The organism is Aeromonas sp. 603079 (assembly GCF_049172135.1).
Classification (GTDB): domain Bacteria; phylum Pseudomonadota; class Gammaproteobacteria; order Enterobacterales; family Aeromonadaceae; genus Aeromonas; species Aeromonas veronii.
Genome location: NZ_JAAKPX010000003.1, coordinates 23680 through 39711, shown reverse-complemented (window position 1 = coordinate 39711; position 16032 = coordinate 23680). Strand labels below are relative to the sequence as shown.

The 16032-nt window shown below is 60.7% G+C and carries 13 protein-coding genes and 1 riboswitch; of the genes, 6 read left to right on the top strand and 7 right to left on the bottom strand.

Annotated elements, in window-relative coordinates; all coding sequences use genetic code 11:
• Positions 1-269 precede the first annotated feature (269 nt).
• Positions 270-1640, bottom strand: coding sequence for a leucine-rich repeat-containing protein kinase family protein (locus G5287_RS02525; protein ID WP_421230750.1), 1371 nt, complete (start codon positions 1638-1640; stop codon positions 270-272).
• A 251-nt stretch (positions 1641-1891) separates the two neighbouring features.
• Complete coding sequence (locus tag G5287_RS02520; RefSeq protein ID WP_158112256.1) at positions 1892-2683, bottom strand: alpha/beta fold hydrolase; 792 nt, start codon at positions 2681-2683, stop codon at positions 1892-1894.
• A gap of 118 nt (positions 2684-2801) precedes the next feature.
• Between G5287_RS02520 and G5287_RS02515 the strand changes: the two genes are divergently transcribed.
• From G5287_RS02515 to G5287_RS02505, 3 genes are read left to right on the top strand one after another with little or no spacing between them, the layout of a single operon-like run.
• A complete protein-coding gene (locus tag G5287_RS02515; protein WP_421230749.1) occupies positions 2802-3185 on the top strand; it encodes an MmcQ/YjbR family DNA-binding protein in 384 nt (127 codons plus the stop codon).
• A complete protein-coding gene (locus G5287_RS02510; protein WP_115520955.1) occupies positions 3182-3670 on the top strand; it encodes a GNAT family N-acetyltransferase in 489 nt (162 codons plus the stop codon). The genes G5287_RS02515 and G5287_RS02510 overlap by 4 nt, the downstream gene beginning before the upstream one ends.
• Before the next feature lie 57 nt (positions 3671-3727).
• Complete coding sequence (locus tag G5287_RS02505; protein ID WP_005333735.1) at positions 3728-4063, top strand: DUF3802 family protein; 336 nt, start codon at positions 3728-3730, stop codon at positions 4061-4063.
• A 261-nt stretch (positions 4064-4324) separates the two neighbouring features.
• On the opposite strand, the gene msrA is transcribed toward G5287_RS02505, so the two are convergent.
• Positions 4325-4957, bottom strand: coding sequence for a peptide-methionine (S)-S-oxide reductase MsrA (gene msrA / locus G5287_RS02500; RefSeq protein ID WP_005352745.1), 633 nt, complete (start codon positions 4955-4957; stop codon positions 4325-4327).
• A gap of 268 nt (positions 4958-5225) precedes the next feature.
• On the opposite strand from msrA, the gene argA reads away from it, so the two are divergent.
• Positions 5226-6554, top strand: coding sequence for an amino-acid N-acetyltransferase (gene argA, locus G5287_RS02495; protein WP_005345063.1), 1329 nt, complete (start codon positions 5226-5228; stop codon positions 6552-6554).
• Between the two features lie 107 nt (positions 6555-6661).
• A riboswitch (Lysine riboswitch) is annotated at positions 6662-6885 on the top strand.
• A gap of 90 nt (positions 6886-6975) precedes the next feature.
• Positions 6976-8328: a lysine-sensitive aspartokinase 3 gene (lysC, locus tag G5287_RS02490; protein ID WP_421230748.1), complete on the top strand. Its 1353-nt coding sequence runs from the start codon at positions 6976-6978 to the stop codon at positions 8326-8328.
• Between the two features lie 81 nt (positions 8329-8409).
• On the opposite strand, the gene G5287_RS02485 is transcribed toward lysC, so the two are convergent.
• Positions 8410-9495, bottom strand: coding sequence for a hypothetical protein (locus tag G5287_RS02485; RefSeq protein ID WP_421230747.1), 1086 nt, complete (start codon positions 9493-9495; stop codon positions 8410-8412).
• A 255-nt stretch (positions 9496-9750) separates the two neighbouring features.
• On the opposite strand from G5287_RS02485, the gene G5287_RS02480 reads away from it, so the two are divergent.
• Positions 9751-12006, top strand: a complete 2256-nt coding sequence (locus G5287_RS02480) for an LTA synthase family protein (protein ID WP_421172176.1) — start codon at positions 9751-9753, stop codon at positions 12004-12006.
• Between the two features lie 92 nt (positions 12007-12098).
• On the opposite strand, the gene aroG is transcribed toward G5287_RS02480, so the two are convergent.
• The 3 genes from aroG to serC form a co-directional block, all read right to left on the bottom strand.
• On the bottom strand, positions 12099-13154 hold the full coding sequence (aroG, locus tag G5287_RS02475) for a 3-deoxy-7-phosphoheptulonate synthase AroG (protein ID WP_144713523.1): 1056 nt from the start codon (positions 13152-13154) through the stop codon (positions 12099-12101).
• 220 nt (positions 13155-13374) lie between these two features.
• Entirely contained in the window at positions 13375-14658 is a 1284-nt protein-coding gene (gene aroA, locus G5287_RS02470) for a 3-phosphoshikimate 1-carboxyvinyltransferase (protein WP_421230746.1), read from the bottom strand.
• Between the two features lie 227 nt (positions 14659-14885).
• Positions 14886-15974, bottom strand: a complete 1089-nt coding sequence (gene serC, locus G5287_RS02465; protein ID WP_216978615.1) for a 3-phosphoserine/phosphohydroxythreonine transaminase — start codon at positions 15972-15974, stop codon at positions 14886-14888.
• Positions 15975-16032: the final 58 nt, after the last annotated feature.

Sequence of the window (16032 nt, the reverse complement as noted above, 5' to 3'; positions counted from 1 at the left end):
TGTACTAAAGATGCCTCAATATCACAACTTAACCGGCACCGCGCAACCCTCTGCCCTCCCCTTTTTGCCGCGCAGCCTCTGCGTGTTATCGGGCGAATGGCGGGACGTCACCTTTCCGTGCGCCTCACAGTCGCAATGAGCGCTATTGAGTGCGTTTATGACGGGCAGAAGCATACCAACCCATACAAAAACGTCATGGGTGTATGGCGATGAAGGAATAAAAGGAATGACGTTGGCAGGCCAACTCGTGCCTGCCAACGCCAGAAAGATCACGACAGCGTGGCGCGAGCAGCCGCCAGCTGACGCTCGATATAAGCAAAATCGGGGCGCTCGGCGGGGAGTTCCGAGAGGCAGGCCGCTTTGAGCTGATGCAACCCATCAAGCGATGAGTCTTGCGTATCGCAATGGGCTAACAGCTCTTCAAGCAGACAACCAAAGGCGCGCACTTCCAACCGCTCAAGGCCCACGGCCCACTCGCGGTTGCTGCGGTCATATAAGGAAGCCGCACCAAAATCCCCCAGCAGGGCGCGAGCCGGGGCGTCAGGCCCGCGGGCAAACAGGATATTGTGACCGTAGAGATCCCCGTGCATGATGCCCGCGCGGTGCAGATGGCCCGCCACCGAGGCGATGCCGTGGGCCATCGCCAGCGCATCCGGCACACTCAGGTGCAGCCCCTCGGGATAGACATCCCGGGTGCAGGAGTCCAGGCTCGGCGGCCCGGCCAGATTGGCAAAGGCCGGATCGATCAGCTCCATTACCAGCGCCGGAATGCCGGAGGGGTGATCCGCCACCTTGCCTATCACCTTGATAAGGTTGGGATGAGTGCCCGCCGCCAGCGACGCCGCCATCTCGCAGCGGGGCAGCCCGTCGCTGGTCACCGCCCCCTTGAACAGCTTGACCGCCACCTGACAGCCATCACCTCTGTCGCTCGCCTGAGTCACTTCATCAGCAGGATTGCCCACAAGGGTGGCGCGATGGATAACGCCGGATGCTCCCTGCCCCAGCAACTCGCCCAGCGCCAGCGTCTCCCAGGAAAGGGGTTCTACATGGGCATCATCGATGGCCCGCGCCTCCTCCCCTTCACTAAAGGGGTTGCCGGAGTAGGCGAGCCATGAAAGGCGCGGCAGTGAGAGCAGCCACTCGGGGAAACGTTCGATGCGGTTGGCGGCGATGCGCAGGAGCTCCAGATTGCGGCAGTTGGCAAGACTTACGGGCAGCTCGCGCAGGCGGTTGCCCGCCAGCATCAACTTTTGCAGGGCGTCGCACTGACCCAGCTCATCAGGCAACTGTTCCACCGCGTTGTCGGTCAGGATCAGCCAGCGCAAACCGGCGGGCAGCGCCTTGGCCGAGACGGTAGCAATCTGGTTAGCCTTAAAGCCCACCATAGTAAGCGCCGGACAGCGCCCCAGCACCTCGGGCAGCTCGATAAAGCGGTTCTCGGAGCAGAAGATAATGCGCAGTTTGCCAAACCCGGCCAGCTCGTCAGGGAGCGTGCTCAGCTGGTTGCCGGTGAGATCCAGCACCTCCAGCGTCTCTTTCAGGCTCAAAATCTCGGTGGGGAACTCCGTCAGGTTTTCACAAAGCTTCAGATGGCGGGCACCGCACAGTTCACCCGCACGCAGCTGTTCCAGAGTATGCATAACCGTTTCTCAATCCTGATAATCTGCCTGATGACGTAGCCAGCCATCAGCGCGCGCCGAACCGGGGTCCGGCGGTTTTAAAGGGGGGCATTATAAAGAATCAGGGGGGCAGATCACCCCTTGTAGCTTGAAAGTATGCGGCTTATACGATCGCCAAGACAGCGGCATCTATTGCACGTTGGCAGCGCTTTGCTCGCGGCCAGCTTGCAATGCCGCTGTAGCATGACCTGAATGCACAGCGTAATGAATCCTTATTTCCGTCCGCTCCCCAGCGATTGAATAAATGCCAGCGTACGGCGATTAAACTGCTCCGGCTGCTCCACATTGCAGACATGGCCACACTGCTGGATCACCGCCAGCGAGGAGCTGGCATCGCGGGCCACCTGTTCGCGCACCGGGGCCAGAAACATATGATCCTCCTCCCCCATCACATAAAGGGTGGGAATGGGCAGGGAGCGTTCGCGGAAGTAACGCATCAGCGGATTGACCTCGGTGGCGAGGCGGAACCAGCGTTTGAACTCTTTCTGGCAGAGCTTGCGGGCCTCGCGCACAAAGAGGTTGCGCGACTCCTGATGATGCTGGCGCGGCATGATGATGAAGGCAAACAGCCGGTAGAGCCACATATAGGGCAGGAAGTGCTGGCCGAGTCGGCCCAGTTGCACCAGCACCCGCGAGCGGATATCGAGCCGCAAGATAGCGCCTCCCAGCACCATGCTTTTCACCCGCTCCGGGCAGAGCTCGGCCAGATGGCGAATTAGGATGGTGCCAAGGGAGATGCCGACAAAGTGGGCGCGGCGGATATCGAGATGATCGAGCAGCCGAACGATATCTTCGGTCACTTCCCGAAAGCTGTAGTGGCCCTTGACCACCTGTTGCAGCTGGTGAGACTGGCCGTGGCCGCGCAAGTCCAGCAGCAGTACGTTGAAGTGTTCGCGATAGGCGCGCAGCTGCTTGAACCAGATGGAGGAGCTGCCACCGGCACCGTGGACAAACACCACCCAATCCCGCTCGGGACCCAGTTCGAAAGTCTTGTGATACAACATCCAATAGGCTCCCTTGGTGATGGGGGGTATACTCGGCTGCGCGCATATTAACAGAACAGGCCCGCCGATAGATATGCGCCTGAAATGACCCGGATCACCCCTTGCGCGAGAATTTTCCATGGATTTGACCCGTTTGCGCCACTTTCTGCTGACCCTGCCGGGCGCCACCGAAGATACCCCGTTTGGCCCGGAGATCCTGGTCTACCGCATCGCGGGCAAGATGTTCGCGCTGGTGGATTGGCAGGCCGAGCCGCTCACCATCAACCTCAAATGCGAGCCCGAGCTGGCGTTGCTGCTGCGCGAGATCCACCCCGAGGTCAAACCGGGCTGGCATATGAACAAGCAACACTGGAACACAGTGACCCTGAACAGCACCTTGCCAGATGATCTGTGGCAGGGCTGGGTGCACCACTCCTATGAGCGGGTTGTCGCGGGTCTGCCCAAAGCCAAACGGCCACAGGCGCCGCGCCCCCTCACCCCTACTGATGGCCCAATCTTATGACGCCAGCACTTAGTCCAGCACTTTGTATTGTCCCCCTTGGCGAGGCACATATCCCCGCTCTCGTGACCCTGTTTGAGCAGGCGGTGCGACGCAGCGGCCCCGAGCACTACAGCGCCGAACAGGTGGAGCAGTGGGCCCTCGGTTCACAGCATCCGGGCTTTGTCAGCCAGCTGCGTGAACACCACGGCTGGGTGGCGGAGCAGGCAAATGTGCCCCTCGGTTTTGTCACTCTGAGCCCCGATGGCCACCTCAGCCTGCTCTATGTGAGCGCCGACCATCAGCGCCAGGGGCTGGGCAATCTGCTGCTCACCACGGCGCTCGCGGGGGCCAGAGGGCTCGGTCTGACGCTCATCACCACCGAGGCCAGCGCCTTCAGTTATGAGCTATTTTTACGACATGGCTTTACGTTGACCGGGCTGGAGTGCGTGGAGCGGGGCGGAGTCAGTTTTACTCGCCATCGCCTGCACTGCTGCTTGCCAAGCTAGGGCAAGCCACTAAAATACGCTTAATTTTCGTATTGTTACTGTATTGAGGCAGCAACCATGGTGGTAGAAAGTGAAGGCTATATCTCGCTGATCGAGTATCTGGTGGAGAGTTTGGGATTGTTTGAATCCCAACAGCAGAACGATGGTGAAGAGACCATCGAAGATCTGGTCAGTGGCCGTGTTGCCAGCAATCTGATGGCCATTTGCGAGCAAAACCCCCAGCTCGATCCCAAGGTGCGTTTCGCCATCATGCAGGAGGCCGACGCCGTGGTCGCCGATCTGGAAGAGGTGCTCTCCGCCGTCTGGCTGCGCGCCCCGACCCCGGAACAGAAAACCTTCCTCATCGAGTTTATCGATCTCATCAAGAACCTGTTCGACAGCGCCATCGGCTGATCTGCCGTCCGGCTCTCCCGCCCAACGCAAGATTTCAAAGCAGCAGATAAGGAAAAGGGCCGCCTTGGTGGGCAGCCCTGCTTGCTATCATTTTCAACCCGCCAGTGCGTTCATTCATCAGGCGGTTATCAAGGCAAGAAATGTGTCTGGACTTTGCATCCGATCCCTGGACGCTACCTAGTTAGTCCCGACTGGTCGCGATAAGTTCCCTCCTCCGACCATTTATTTTCACTTTTATTAAGAAATCGACTACAAACCTGTTCAGCGGTTCAGGCTGGGCGGCAAACAGACTCCAATGCCACCCAATCCGCAGTAGCCATCCGGATTTTTCTCCAGATATTGCTGATGGTAATCCTCGGCGTAATAGAAGGGTGCCAGCGGCAGAATGCGGGTGGTGATGGCACGGCTGTCACCGCTTGCCGCCATCGCCTGCTGGTAGGCCGCCATGCTCTGCTGAGCAATGATCTGCTGACTCTCGTCGCCATAGAAGATCACCGAGCGATACTGGGTGCCAATGTCCCCGCCCTGACGCATCCCCTGCGCCGGATCGTGCTGCTCCCAGAACAGTCTGAGCAGGTCGCCGTAGCTGATCACCGCCGGATCAAACACCACCTGCACCGTTTCGGCATGACCGGTCAGCCCGCTGCACACCTCTTTGTAGGTGGGATTCTGGGTCACGCCGCCCTGATAACCGGCCGCGGTGGAGTAGACGCCCGGTTGCTGCCAGAACAGGCGCTCCACGCCCCAGAAACAGCCCATGCCAAACCAGGCGATCTCCATGTTCTCGGGCCAAGGCCCCTGGGTCGGGTTGCCATTCACCGCATGCTGCTGACCAATCACCATCGCTTCGCGTCGTCCCGGCAGGGCATCTGCCGGTGAAATAATCTGTTCCATGAATTCTGTCCTTGTATAAAACCCTGTGAAATCACACAGCTGACGAAAAGGAGCATCGAAGATAGCAGTTTATCGCGCCGGATCAACCGGAGGGCCCCTCCCCGCTCGCCCCGGCGGCCGTCTGCGCTTCGAACCATCCTTTCCCGATCCGCACGGCCAAGCCGCCCCGCGTAGACCAGAAACGGCCAAAATCAATATTTAGTCTTGATTTGTGAATTAATTTTCATATATTGAGCCAATCGCTGTTTTTTTATGGAAGAAATATCAAGTGCGTGAACGCGAACCCAGTCTGGTCAATGCCTTCCGGCAATCCACCCCCTATGTCAATGTGCATCGGGGTGCCACCTTTGTGCTGATGATGGGGGGAGAAGCCATCTGCCACCCCAACTTCGCCAATATCGTCAGCGATATCGCCCTGCTGCAGACACTGGGCATACGCCTGGTGCTGGTGTTTGGTTCACGTCCGCAAAACGATGAAGCGCTGGCCCGCGCCGGTATCGAGGCCCAGTATCACAAGCGGATCCGGGTCACCGATGACGAGAGCTTCACCATCATCAAACAGGTGTGTGGTGGCCTGCAATATGACATCACAGCCCAGCTCTCCATGGGACTCGCCAACACACCCATGCAGGGGGCGCGGATCAGCGTGGTGAGCGGCAACTTCGTCACTGCCCAGCCGCTGGGGGTGGATGATGGCATCGACTTTTGCCACAGCGGCCGGGTGCGCCGCATCGACGTGGAGGGGATCACCCGCCAGCTTGACCAGAAGAGTCTGGTGCTCATCTCCCCCATCGGCTGCTCGGTCACCGGCGAGAGCTTTAACCTGAGCTCCGAAGAGGTGGCCCGCCGGGTGGCGGTCGACCTCAAGGCGGACAAGCTCATCTGCTTTAGCAGCACCCAGGGGGTGATGGACAGACGCGGCGAAGCCATCTCCGAGCTCTTCCCCGAGCAGGCCGAAGAGCTGCTGGTGGAGCTGGAGCAGGCGGGCGAAGAGATGTCCGGCACCGCCCGCTACCTGCGTGCAGCGATCGCCTCCTGCCGTGGCGGGGTGCCCCGCTCCCATCTGGTCAGCTATCAGGATGATGGCGCCATGCTGCAGGAGCTGTTCAGCCGCGACGGTCTCGGCACCCAGATAGTGCGGGAAAGCGCCGAGCAGGCCCGCGCCGCCACCATCGAGGATATCGGCGGCATTCTGGATCTGATCCGCCCGCTGGAAGAGGAAGGCATTCTGGTGCGCCGCTCCCGCGAGCAGCTGGAGATGGAGATCGACAAGTTCACCATCATCGAGCGCGATGGCCTCATCATCGGCTGCGCGGCCCTCTACTGCTTTATGGAAGAGGCGATGGCGGAGATGGCCTGCGTCGCCATCCACCCCGATTATCGCAACTCCAACCGGGGGGATCAGCTGGTGGCCAAGGTGGCCGAGCGGGCCAAGCGGCTCGGGATCCGTCGCCTGTTCGTGCTTACCACCCGCTCCATCCACTGGTTCCGGGAGCGGGGCTTCGATCCGCTGGAAGTGGAAGATCTGCCGGTGGCGCGCCAGCGTCTCTACAACTGGCAGCGCCGTTCCAAGGTTTTGTCAAAGACCATTGCCTAAGCCATTGATTCTGTGTTGAGTTAGCCGACAATTTGAACTTTTTCACAAACTCGATTGACAGTGCAATCCAACGCAGGGTATTTCTAAATGCACTCCACCGCCCTGGTGGAGCCAGAAGAGGAGCGCTGCCCAGGCAGCCCAAGGGAGGACGCCAGCGTCCGGTGAACTTGGGTCAGGGGGAGCAGCGCCGAGACGAGTGAGGAGACTGGTGACCTCAACGTCGGCTGCGGGGGCTGAATCCCCCGGGTTGTCATCGGTAGTGATCATCCCCCACCGCGCCCTGTCAGGGGCGGTACGGGATGGGCTCTGCAGGTGGAGTGCTTCTGGCCGGGATAGCTTCGTTCATTCCTGCCATTTTCAGCCTCCTCCTCTCTTTTTTGCCCGATGGAACCGGAATCTTAAAATAAGACAGGAGTAAGCAATGAGCCCGATCAATGTCGCCAAGTTTGGCGGAACCAGTGTCGCCAACTTCCCGGCCATGAATCACTGCGCCGACATCGTGCTGGCCAATCCCGCCACCCGGGTGGTGGTACTGAGCGCCAGTGCCGGTGTCACCAACCTGCTGGTCGCTCTGGCACAAGGGGAGCTGGACGAGGCGGGCCGCGACGAGCAGCTGGCCAAACTGGCCGGGATCCAGCAGGCCATTCTGGCCGATCTCGGCAACCCCGTTGATGTGAGCGCCCTCATTCATGGCCAGCTGGACGAAATTCGCCTCATGGCCCAGCAAGCCCACCAGCATACCGATGCGGAGCTGGCCGACCGCCTCATCGCCTGCGGCGAGCTGATGTCTACCCGCCTCTTTACCGAGCTGCTGCGCCAGCGCGGCGTCAAGGCCCACTGGCAGGATGTGCGCCAGCTAATGCGCACCGACAGCCGCTTTGGCAAGGCCACCGTCGATCTGGCCACCACCCGAACCCTCTGCCAGCAGACGCTGGGCCCGCAGCTTGGCGACAGCCTCATCATCACCCAGGGCTTTATCGGCGCCGATGGCGATGGCCGCACCACCACGCTGGGGCGCGGCGGCTCTGACTACAGCGCAGCCCTGCTCGCCGAAGCACTCGATGCCGCCAGTATCGAGATCTGGACCGATGTGCCCGGCATCTACACCACGGATCCGCGCCTCGTCACCCGCGCCCGCCCCATTCCCGAAATCAGCTTTGTCGAAGCGGCCGAGATGGCCACTTTCGGCGCCAAGGTGCTGCACCCCGCCACATTGCAACCGGCGGTGCGCCAGAATATTCCGGTGTTTGTCGGCTCCGCCAGGGATCCTGCCGCCGGTGGTACCTGGATCCGCGCCAGCACAGATTCAAGCCCGCTGTTTCGCGCCGTCGCCCTGCGCCGCCAGCAGGTGCTGGTGACCCTGCACAGCCTCAACATGTTCCACGCCTACGGTTTTCTGGCCGAAGTGTTCGGCATTCTGGCCCGTCACCGCATCTCGGTCGATCTCATCACCACATCGGAGGTGAGCGTGTCATTGACGCTGGATCACACCGGCAGCCAGAGTAACGGCGAGCCGATCCTGAGCGACAAGGTACTGGCCGAGCTGGGCCAGCTTTGCAAGGTGGAGGTGGAAACCGGTCTGGCACTGGTGGCGCTCATCGGCAACCGGATGAGCGAAGTGAACGGGGTGGGCAGTCAGGTCTTCGACGCCCTGCGCGAGCACAACATCCGGATGATCTGCTACGGCGCCAGCGCCCACAACCTCTGCTTTCTGGTCAAGGAGAGCGAGGCGGGCAATATCGTCAACCGCCTCCATCAGGAGCTGCTGGACTGACCCTCAACCGAGGAAATTCCGGCCATGCAACAGGGCGCCTACAAGGCGCCCTGTTCATTTTTATTCCGCAGATGTGTTGGCTCAGGCAAGGCTGGTGGCAGGCAGCTGGCAGGCCACGGCTTCGCGGCGCAGCTGCTGCAAGCGGGCCAGCAGCCCGGTCTGGCCGAGCTCCGTCTCCTGAGGCGAGAGATTGTCCACCAGCAGCGGATAGTGATCCGTCACCGCCTGCATCAACCAGTCGAGGCGACGCAGGGTGAGCGGGCCGCAGCTCTGGCCGCTCAGATCATCGGCCACATCGAGCCGGTGGCTGCGATACATGTCCCGCCACCAGTTGGCGACCAGCGCCTCGTCGCTCGCCAGCGCGGCGCTCCACTCCCCTTGCAGGGCGTGCAGGCGGGCCAGCACGGGCGCGCTGGCCCCTTCACGGTTCAGGTGGTGGATCTCCCGTTTCACCCATTTCAGACAAAGCTCGCGCCAGTAGCGAAATTGCGGTAAAGGATCGGCCTCATCGAGCCAGAGTCCAGATAGGGTACGGGTCTCCAACCGCTCCGGTACATGGAACTGCGGATCGACCAGACCGTTGGAGTTGTATTCAAAGCGGGGATCGAAGGTCCACATATAGCCAAAGTCGAACACGCAGATCTGCTCGCCGTCATCGAGCAGGTTGCCCGGACTCGGGTCCCAGTCAAACCAGCCCCAGCGGGCCAGCTCACCCTGCACCTCCAGCATCTGGGCCAGATTGCGTTCGTTGAGCTGATGGACCGGCACACCCCGCAACCAGGGGGAGACCAGCACCCCGGCGCGCGCCGAGCCAAAGCTGGTGCAGACCACGTGGGAGAGGACAGTAGGATGCAGCTCGCGCAGCGCCTCGATTTCGCGCCGCCGCTCCAGCTCGGTCAGAAAGGCGGTCTTGCCATCGAGGTTGGCCACCAGTGAATCCTGACGGCGCCGCTTGAGGCACCAGTGATGCCCATCCACCTTGAGGTGAAACACCTCGGCGGTGAGACCGTGGCGATAGACCTTGACCACAGCCGGATGGCTATCCTTCAGCTTGACCAGTTGGGCCAGCGGCAGCGGGCAGTCGCGCTCGCGTCCGATCCGGATCTCTTCCTTGCTCTCCAGCATGCGCAGCAATCTGGCCTGACGTGCCATCACTTTGGGATTCATACATGTACCTCCAGTCGCTATCGAGAGACTAAACAGCAGATCCCTCCCAAGCCAGTGGCAAAACCCCATGATGACGCTTTCATCACATATTCCGAACAACCCCTCGATCGGGATCACAATTTGCAAGGTTGAGCTGTAACCAAATATTCATTAAGTGGTCATTAAATTGACAAGCTGAAACAAGGCCCGCACCATCGGGTCAAACTCTATGCGGATGAACGATCTCTCCCTCACTCGCTCAAAGGATGAGCTTATATGAATCGCCCCTCCTCAGGCCGCCCCCGCGTTCTGAGCCTGCCCTCTGGGCTGCTTGCCCTGCTGGGCGGATTGCTGCTGCTGACCCTGTTGTTGCCGCTGATCAATCCCGGTAGCTGGCTGGGCCGTGCCCAACCGCTGGTGCTGGGCCCCGCCGACAATCCGCTGGCCACCCTCACCCGCCACGCCCTGCTCTATAAAAGCGACAGCCGCGGCCTCTATCTGGTGGTGCGCAGCCAGTGGCTGTTGCGGGGGCCGCTGCAAGCGGGGGACAAGGTGCGAGTGGAGCTGCTCAACGACAAGGGGGAGCGGATCGACCAGCTCAGTCAATCGGTGGATAAGCGTCAGGTGTGCCGCAATAACCGCTGCTCGCTGGATCTCAACAGCACCTTGCGCGCACCGGACGATGCACTGGCCAGCCGTTATCAGCTGCGCATCGGTCTGCTGCTCAAGGATCGCCCCGAGAGCGGTGATTTCAGCCAGATCCTGCAAACCCTGCCGGAGCAGGGCTTCAACCTCACCTATCTGGTGGTGAGCCTGACCCTAGTGCTGGCCCTGAGCGCCGCCGTGCTCAAAACGGTGCTGCCAAAGCTGCGCCGCAGCCTGCGCTGGCGGATCATCGGCAGCCTGCTGCTCGGCAACCTCACCTTCGTGCTGCTGCACGGCTTCGTGGTGTTCAAGCTGGGGGAGTTTCTGCTCTGGTCAGGCTTTCGGCCGGAGCACTACTATCTGGCCTGGGGCAGCATGGTGCTGGGCTGGAGCCTCTGCGCGCTGGCGGGCTTCAACCTCTATATGGGGCTGGTCTTTACCGCGCTGTCAGGCATAGGTCTGCTGGCCAACTTTATGAAGATCGCCATCTACGGCGTGCCGCTCGGCGGGGACGATTTTGGCAACCTGCTGGCGCTGCTGCGGATCCTGCTCGACCAGCACCCCATCCTGCCCATCTTCACCGTGTTGCTGGCACTGTTTCTCTGCTGGCGCTTTGCCCTGTCGCGCTGGGTGCTGCGCACCGCAGCCGCCACCGTCGCCTTCTTTGCCCTCTGTGTCTTTGCCACCCAGACCGGCAACAAGTTGCTGGGGGCCAACATTCGTTACGTGGACCGCGCAGTCAACTACCACAGGGACATCATCCGCTCCGGCCCCGGCCTCTATCTGTTCAATCTGGTGGACGAGATGCTGCAAAGCGGCAGCGTGTTTCGCTACCCCTTGCAGATCAACGAGCTGACCCCGCAGTTGAGCCATCCGCCCCAGGGCATAGCGCCGCGCTGGGATCTGGTGATCGTGCTGCAATATGAATCGCTCTGGCTCGACTGGAAGGGGCGGATCTGCGCACCGGCTCCCACCCTCTCCCTGCCCGCCAGCGTGCAGCAGTGGCAAAAGACCATCCACTCCCCCACCACCGGCGGCATGACGGTGCTGGCGGAGTTCGAGATGAACACCGGCTTGCCGGTGGGATTGCTCAAGCAGGGCGTAGTGCCCTACTACTACCTCTCGCAGCAGGTGCCGGGGCTAGCCCAGAGCGCCAGACAGAGCGGCTATAAGACCCTGTTCGCCCACCCTTATGTGGAAAAATTCTGGGGCCGCGCCAAGGCGATCCCGGCGCTCGGCTATGAGGAGCGCTGGTTCGACACCCGCTTCACCACCCTTGAGCACAAGGGGCTCTATATCTCAGATGATGCGCTGATCGACCACCTGCTCAAGCGCAGCGAACAGGATGACAAACCGCTGTTTGCCTATGCGGTCACCATGCAGGGGCACGGCCCCTTCGATGGCCCCCGCTATCAGGGGCAGGAGCGCAGCGGCGCCTGTCCGAACCAGAGCGAGAGCGACACCCAGTTACTCAACACCTATTACACAGGGGTGGTGGATGCCATGGCCTCGCTGGAGCGACTGCTCAAGACCCTAGACCAGTCGGACAAGCGCTATCTGGTGGTGGCCTTTGGCGATCACCAGCCGTTTTTGATGTCTGCCGGCAAGGGGATTCACGGTGACAAGCCGGCGCGCGATGCCACCTACCAGATCCCCATGATGGCCTTCACCCGCGCCGATGACCCCCTCAATCTGGCGACCCAGTTTGCGCCGGTGCGCCAGCTCTACCAGATGGGTCAGGCCACCCGCCAGCTGCTGGCGGGGGATATCACCCCCATCGAAGAGAAGCCCCTGCTCCATCCGGTGCTGGGTGAAGAGAAGGGATTCGACCCCTCGAGCCTGGTGCCGCAGATCCGCGCCAGCTTCCGGCCCGATGCCCTGCCCTGAGCCTTAAGCCCCGCAACACGAATAGATGAGGCCGCAATAGCGGCCTCTGGTTATCACTTTCTCTTTGTCACTGCGACTGCGAAATCCGGTCTTTAGCGGGCGTTACGGGTTGCAACGGCATCCGCCAGGTTGCGTAGCAGCACTTCGGTATCGGCCCAACCTATGCAGGCATCTGTGATGCTCTGGCCGACGGTGAGTTCACACCCTTCCACCAGATCCTGACGGCCTTCCACCAGATGGCTCTCCACCATCACACCAAACACCGCCTTGCTGCCGGCACGCAGTTGGCCGGCCACATCCTCGGCCACCAGCATCTGGTTCTTGAACTGCTTGCTGCTGTTGGCATGACTAAAGTCGATCATCACCTTCTGGGGCAGACCGGCCTTCTCCAGCCCCTTCACCACCTCGTCCACGTGGGCGGCGCTGTAGTTCGGCTCACGACCACCACGCAGAATGATGTGACAGTCCGGGTTGCCGCGGGTCGCCACGATGGCGGAGTGACCGTATTTGGTGACCGAAAGGAAGTGGTGCGGCGCACTGGCGGCACCGATGGCATCGATGGCAACCTTGATGGTGCCGTCAGTGCCGTTCTTGAAGCCCACCGGACAGGAGAGACCGGAGGCCAGCTCGCGGTGTACCTGGGATTCGGTAGTACGGGCACCGATCGCGCCCCAGCTCATCAGATCCGCCACATATTGCGGGGTGATCATGTCGAGGAACTCGGAGGCAGTCGGCAGCCCCATGTCGTTGAGATCCAGCAACAGCTTGCGACCAATGCGCAGACCGTCGTTGATCTTGCAGCTGTTATCGAGGTACGGATCGTTGATCAGCCCCTTCCAGCCCACTGTGGTGCGCGGTTTTTCGAAGTAGACCCGCATCACGATCTCCAGCTGACCTTTCAGCTCGTCGCGCAGCGCCTTGAGGCGCTTGCCATACTCCAGCGCGGCAACCGGATCATGGATGGAGCAAGGACCAATCACCACCAGCAGACGATCATCTTCGCCGGCCAGGATATTGTGAATGGCCTGACGGGATTCAAAAACGGTGGACGAGGCCACCTCGGTAGCCGGAAACTTCTCAAGCACCGCAACCGGGGGTAATAACTCTTTGATTTCACTGATACGAACGTCGTCGGTTTGATGCTGCATGACAAGGCTTCCTGCTAGATGACTGCGATTAGGAAATCTCAACATAGCCCGCGACAGCCCATGTGTAAATAGGAAATTACAGCAATCACAAAACTATTTTGCGGAGCAATCTTGCAAGTTATTGAAATGATGCTACGCGAAATGGAAGTGCGGATGAGGAAGGCAAAAAAGCCCGCTCAGCGCGGGCCCGAAGCGTCGGTGATGACGGGTTTGTCAGTGATCAGCCACGCTGGCTGATACTGGCTAGCTTGTCGAAGTAATCCGGGAAGGTCTTCGAGGTGCACTTGGGATCATTGATGGTGACCGGGGTATCCGACAGCGCCACCAGCGAGAAGCACATGGCGATACGGTGATCGTTGTAGGTATCGATCTCGGCATGCTTGAGCTGGGTCGGCGGGGTCACGGTGATGAAGTCATGCCCCTCCTCCACTTCGACGCCCAGCTTGCGCAGCTCGGTCGCCATGGCGTGCAGACGATCGGTCTCCTTCACCCGCCAGTTGTAGATATTGCGAATGGAGGTCGGCCCCTCGGCAAACAACGCCGCTACGGCGATGGTCATGGCCGCATCGGGAATATGGTTCATATCCATATCCACTCCGTGCAGCGGCGCCTGCTCCGCCTCGATGAAATCACCACCCCAGGTGATGCGCGCGCCCATCTTCTCCAGCACGTCGGCGAAGTGGATATCACCCTGAATGCTGTGCTTGCCGATACCGGTGACCCGCACCTTACCCTTGATGGCACCCGCCGCGAGGAAGTAGGAGGCGCTGGAGGCATCCCCTTCCACCAGAAAGTCACCCGGGCTGATGTAGGTCTGGTTGCCCTTGATGTAGAACAGCTTGTAGTTGTCGTGCTCGATGACCACCCCGAACTGCTTCATGATGTGCAGGGTGATGTCGATGTAGGGCTTGGAAACCAGCTCCCCCTTGATGTGGATCCGGGTATCGCCCGCCGCCATCGGCGCCGCCATCAAAAACGCGGTCAGGAACTGGCTGGAGACGGAGCCGTCGACGTGCACATCGCCGCCCCACAGCCCCTTGGCGTCCACCACCAGCGGCGGATAACCATCGTGTTTCAGGTACTGGATATGGGCACCCGCTTCACGCAGGGCATCCACCAGATGGCCGATGGGACGCTCTTCCATGCGCGGCTCGCCGCCCAGAGTATATTCACCGGAGCCCAAGCACAGCGCGGCGCACAGCGGTCGCATGGCGGTACCGGCGTTGCCGAGGAACAGATTGACCGGCTCTTTCACCGCAAAGCTGCGACCCAGACCCTGCACGGTACACTCGGTCTTGTCGGCGGAGAGCTTGTACTTGACCCCGAGCTGGGTCAGCGCAGCCAGCATATGACGAATGTCATCGCTGTCGAGCAGGTTGGTCAGACGGGTGGTGCCACGAGCCAGCGCCGCCAGCAGCAGCGCACGGTTAGAGACACTCTTGGAGCCGGGCAGATTGACCTCACCGGCCACACGAGAAATGGGTTCCAAACGCAACGAATTCATAGACTTCCTGTGCTATCTCAAAAATAAACGCCTGTCCGGACGTTAACAGCCTGCGTCCCGCTCGGCAAGGGCACTTTCAGGGGAAATCGCACGGCAAACGCCAGCGCGCTGGTTCTGTTGAAAAAAAGACGCCGGGGTATCCCCGGCGTCTTGAATCACTGCAATAGCTGGAAGCGGCTCACTGGTTGTCACGAGAGGCCGCCGGCAAGCACGTGGGTACTATCTTCTCAGCCGTGGCGCTTGGCAAAGCCATCCATAAAGCTCACTAGGGCCTTCACCCCCTCCAGCGGCATGGCGTTGTAGATGCTGGCGCGCATGCCACCGACAATACGGTGCCCCTTGAGGGCCAGCAGGCCAGCGGCTTCCGATTCGGCCAGGAACTGCTTGTCCAGCTCGGCATTTTTCAGCTGGAACGGGATGTTCATCCGCGAACGGCAGCTGACATCCACCTGATTGCCGTAGAAGCTCGACTGATCGAGATAGTCATAGAGGAAGTCGGCCTTCTCCTTGTTGCGCGCTTCCATCGCCTCGAGGCCACCCTGTTCCTTGAGCCACTCGAACACCAGACCGGCCAGATACCAGGCGTAGGTGGGCGGCGTGTTGAACATGGAGTCGTTCTTGGCAGTGAGCTTGTAGTCGAAAATCGAGGGGACATCGGCTCTCGCCTGATCCAGCAGGTCATCGCGCACGATGGCAATGGCAAGCCCGGACGGCCCGATATTTTTCTGGGCACCGGCATAGATGATGCCAAAGCGGCTCACCTCGAGAGGACGGGAGAGAATGGTGGAGGAGAGATCCGCCACCAGCGGCACCTCGCCGGTAGCCGGGATGTCAAACATCTCGATGCCGTCAATGGTTTCGTTCGGACAGTAGTGAACATAAGCCGCATCGGCGCGAAACGCCGGGGTCGGCAGCAGGTGAGAGATCCCCTGCTCGTTCTTGGCAACCCCCTGGAAGGTCTGGATATCGCCATACTTTTTGGCTTCATCCACAGCGCTCTGGGACCAGACGCCGGTCAGCAGGAAGTCCGCCTTCTTGTTGGCGCCGCCCAGCAGGTTCATGGGCACGGCGGAGAACTGACCGCGGCCGCCACCATGCATGAAGAGCACCTTGTAGTTGTCCGGCACCGCCAGCAGCTCGCGCAGATCCGCTTCGGCCTTCTCGGCCACCGCCATGTAGGGCTTGCCGCGATGGGAAAGCTCCATGACCGAGGCTCCCAGCCCCTGAAAATTACAAAATTCGCGCTGGGCGCGCTCCATGACTTCAACCGGCAGCATGGCGGGGCCGGCGCAGAAGTTGTAAATCTGTTTGCTCATGACGCTTTCCGTGAGTGGATGAGAGTAATCGATGACTTGTCAGGTTTTACACAAGAGC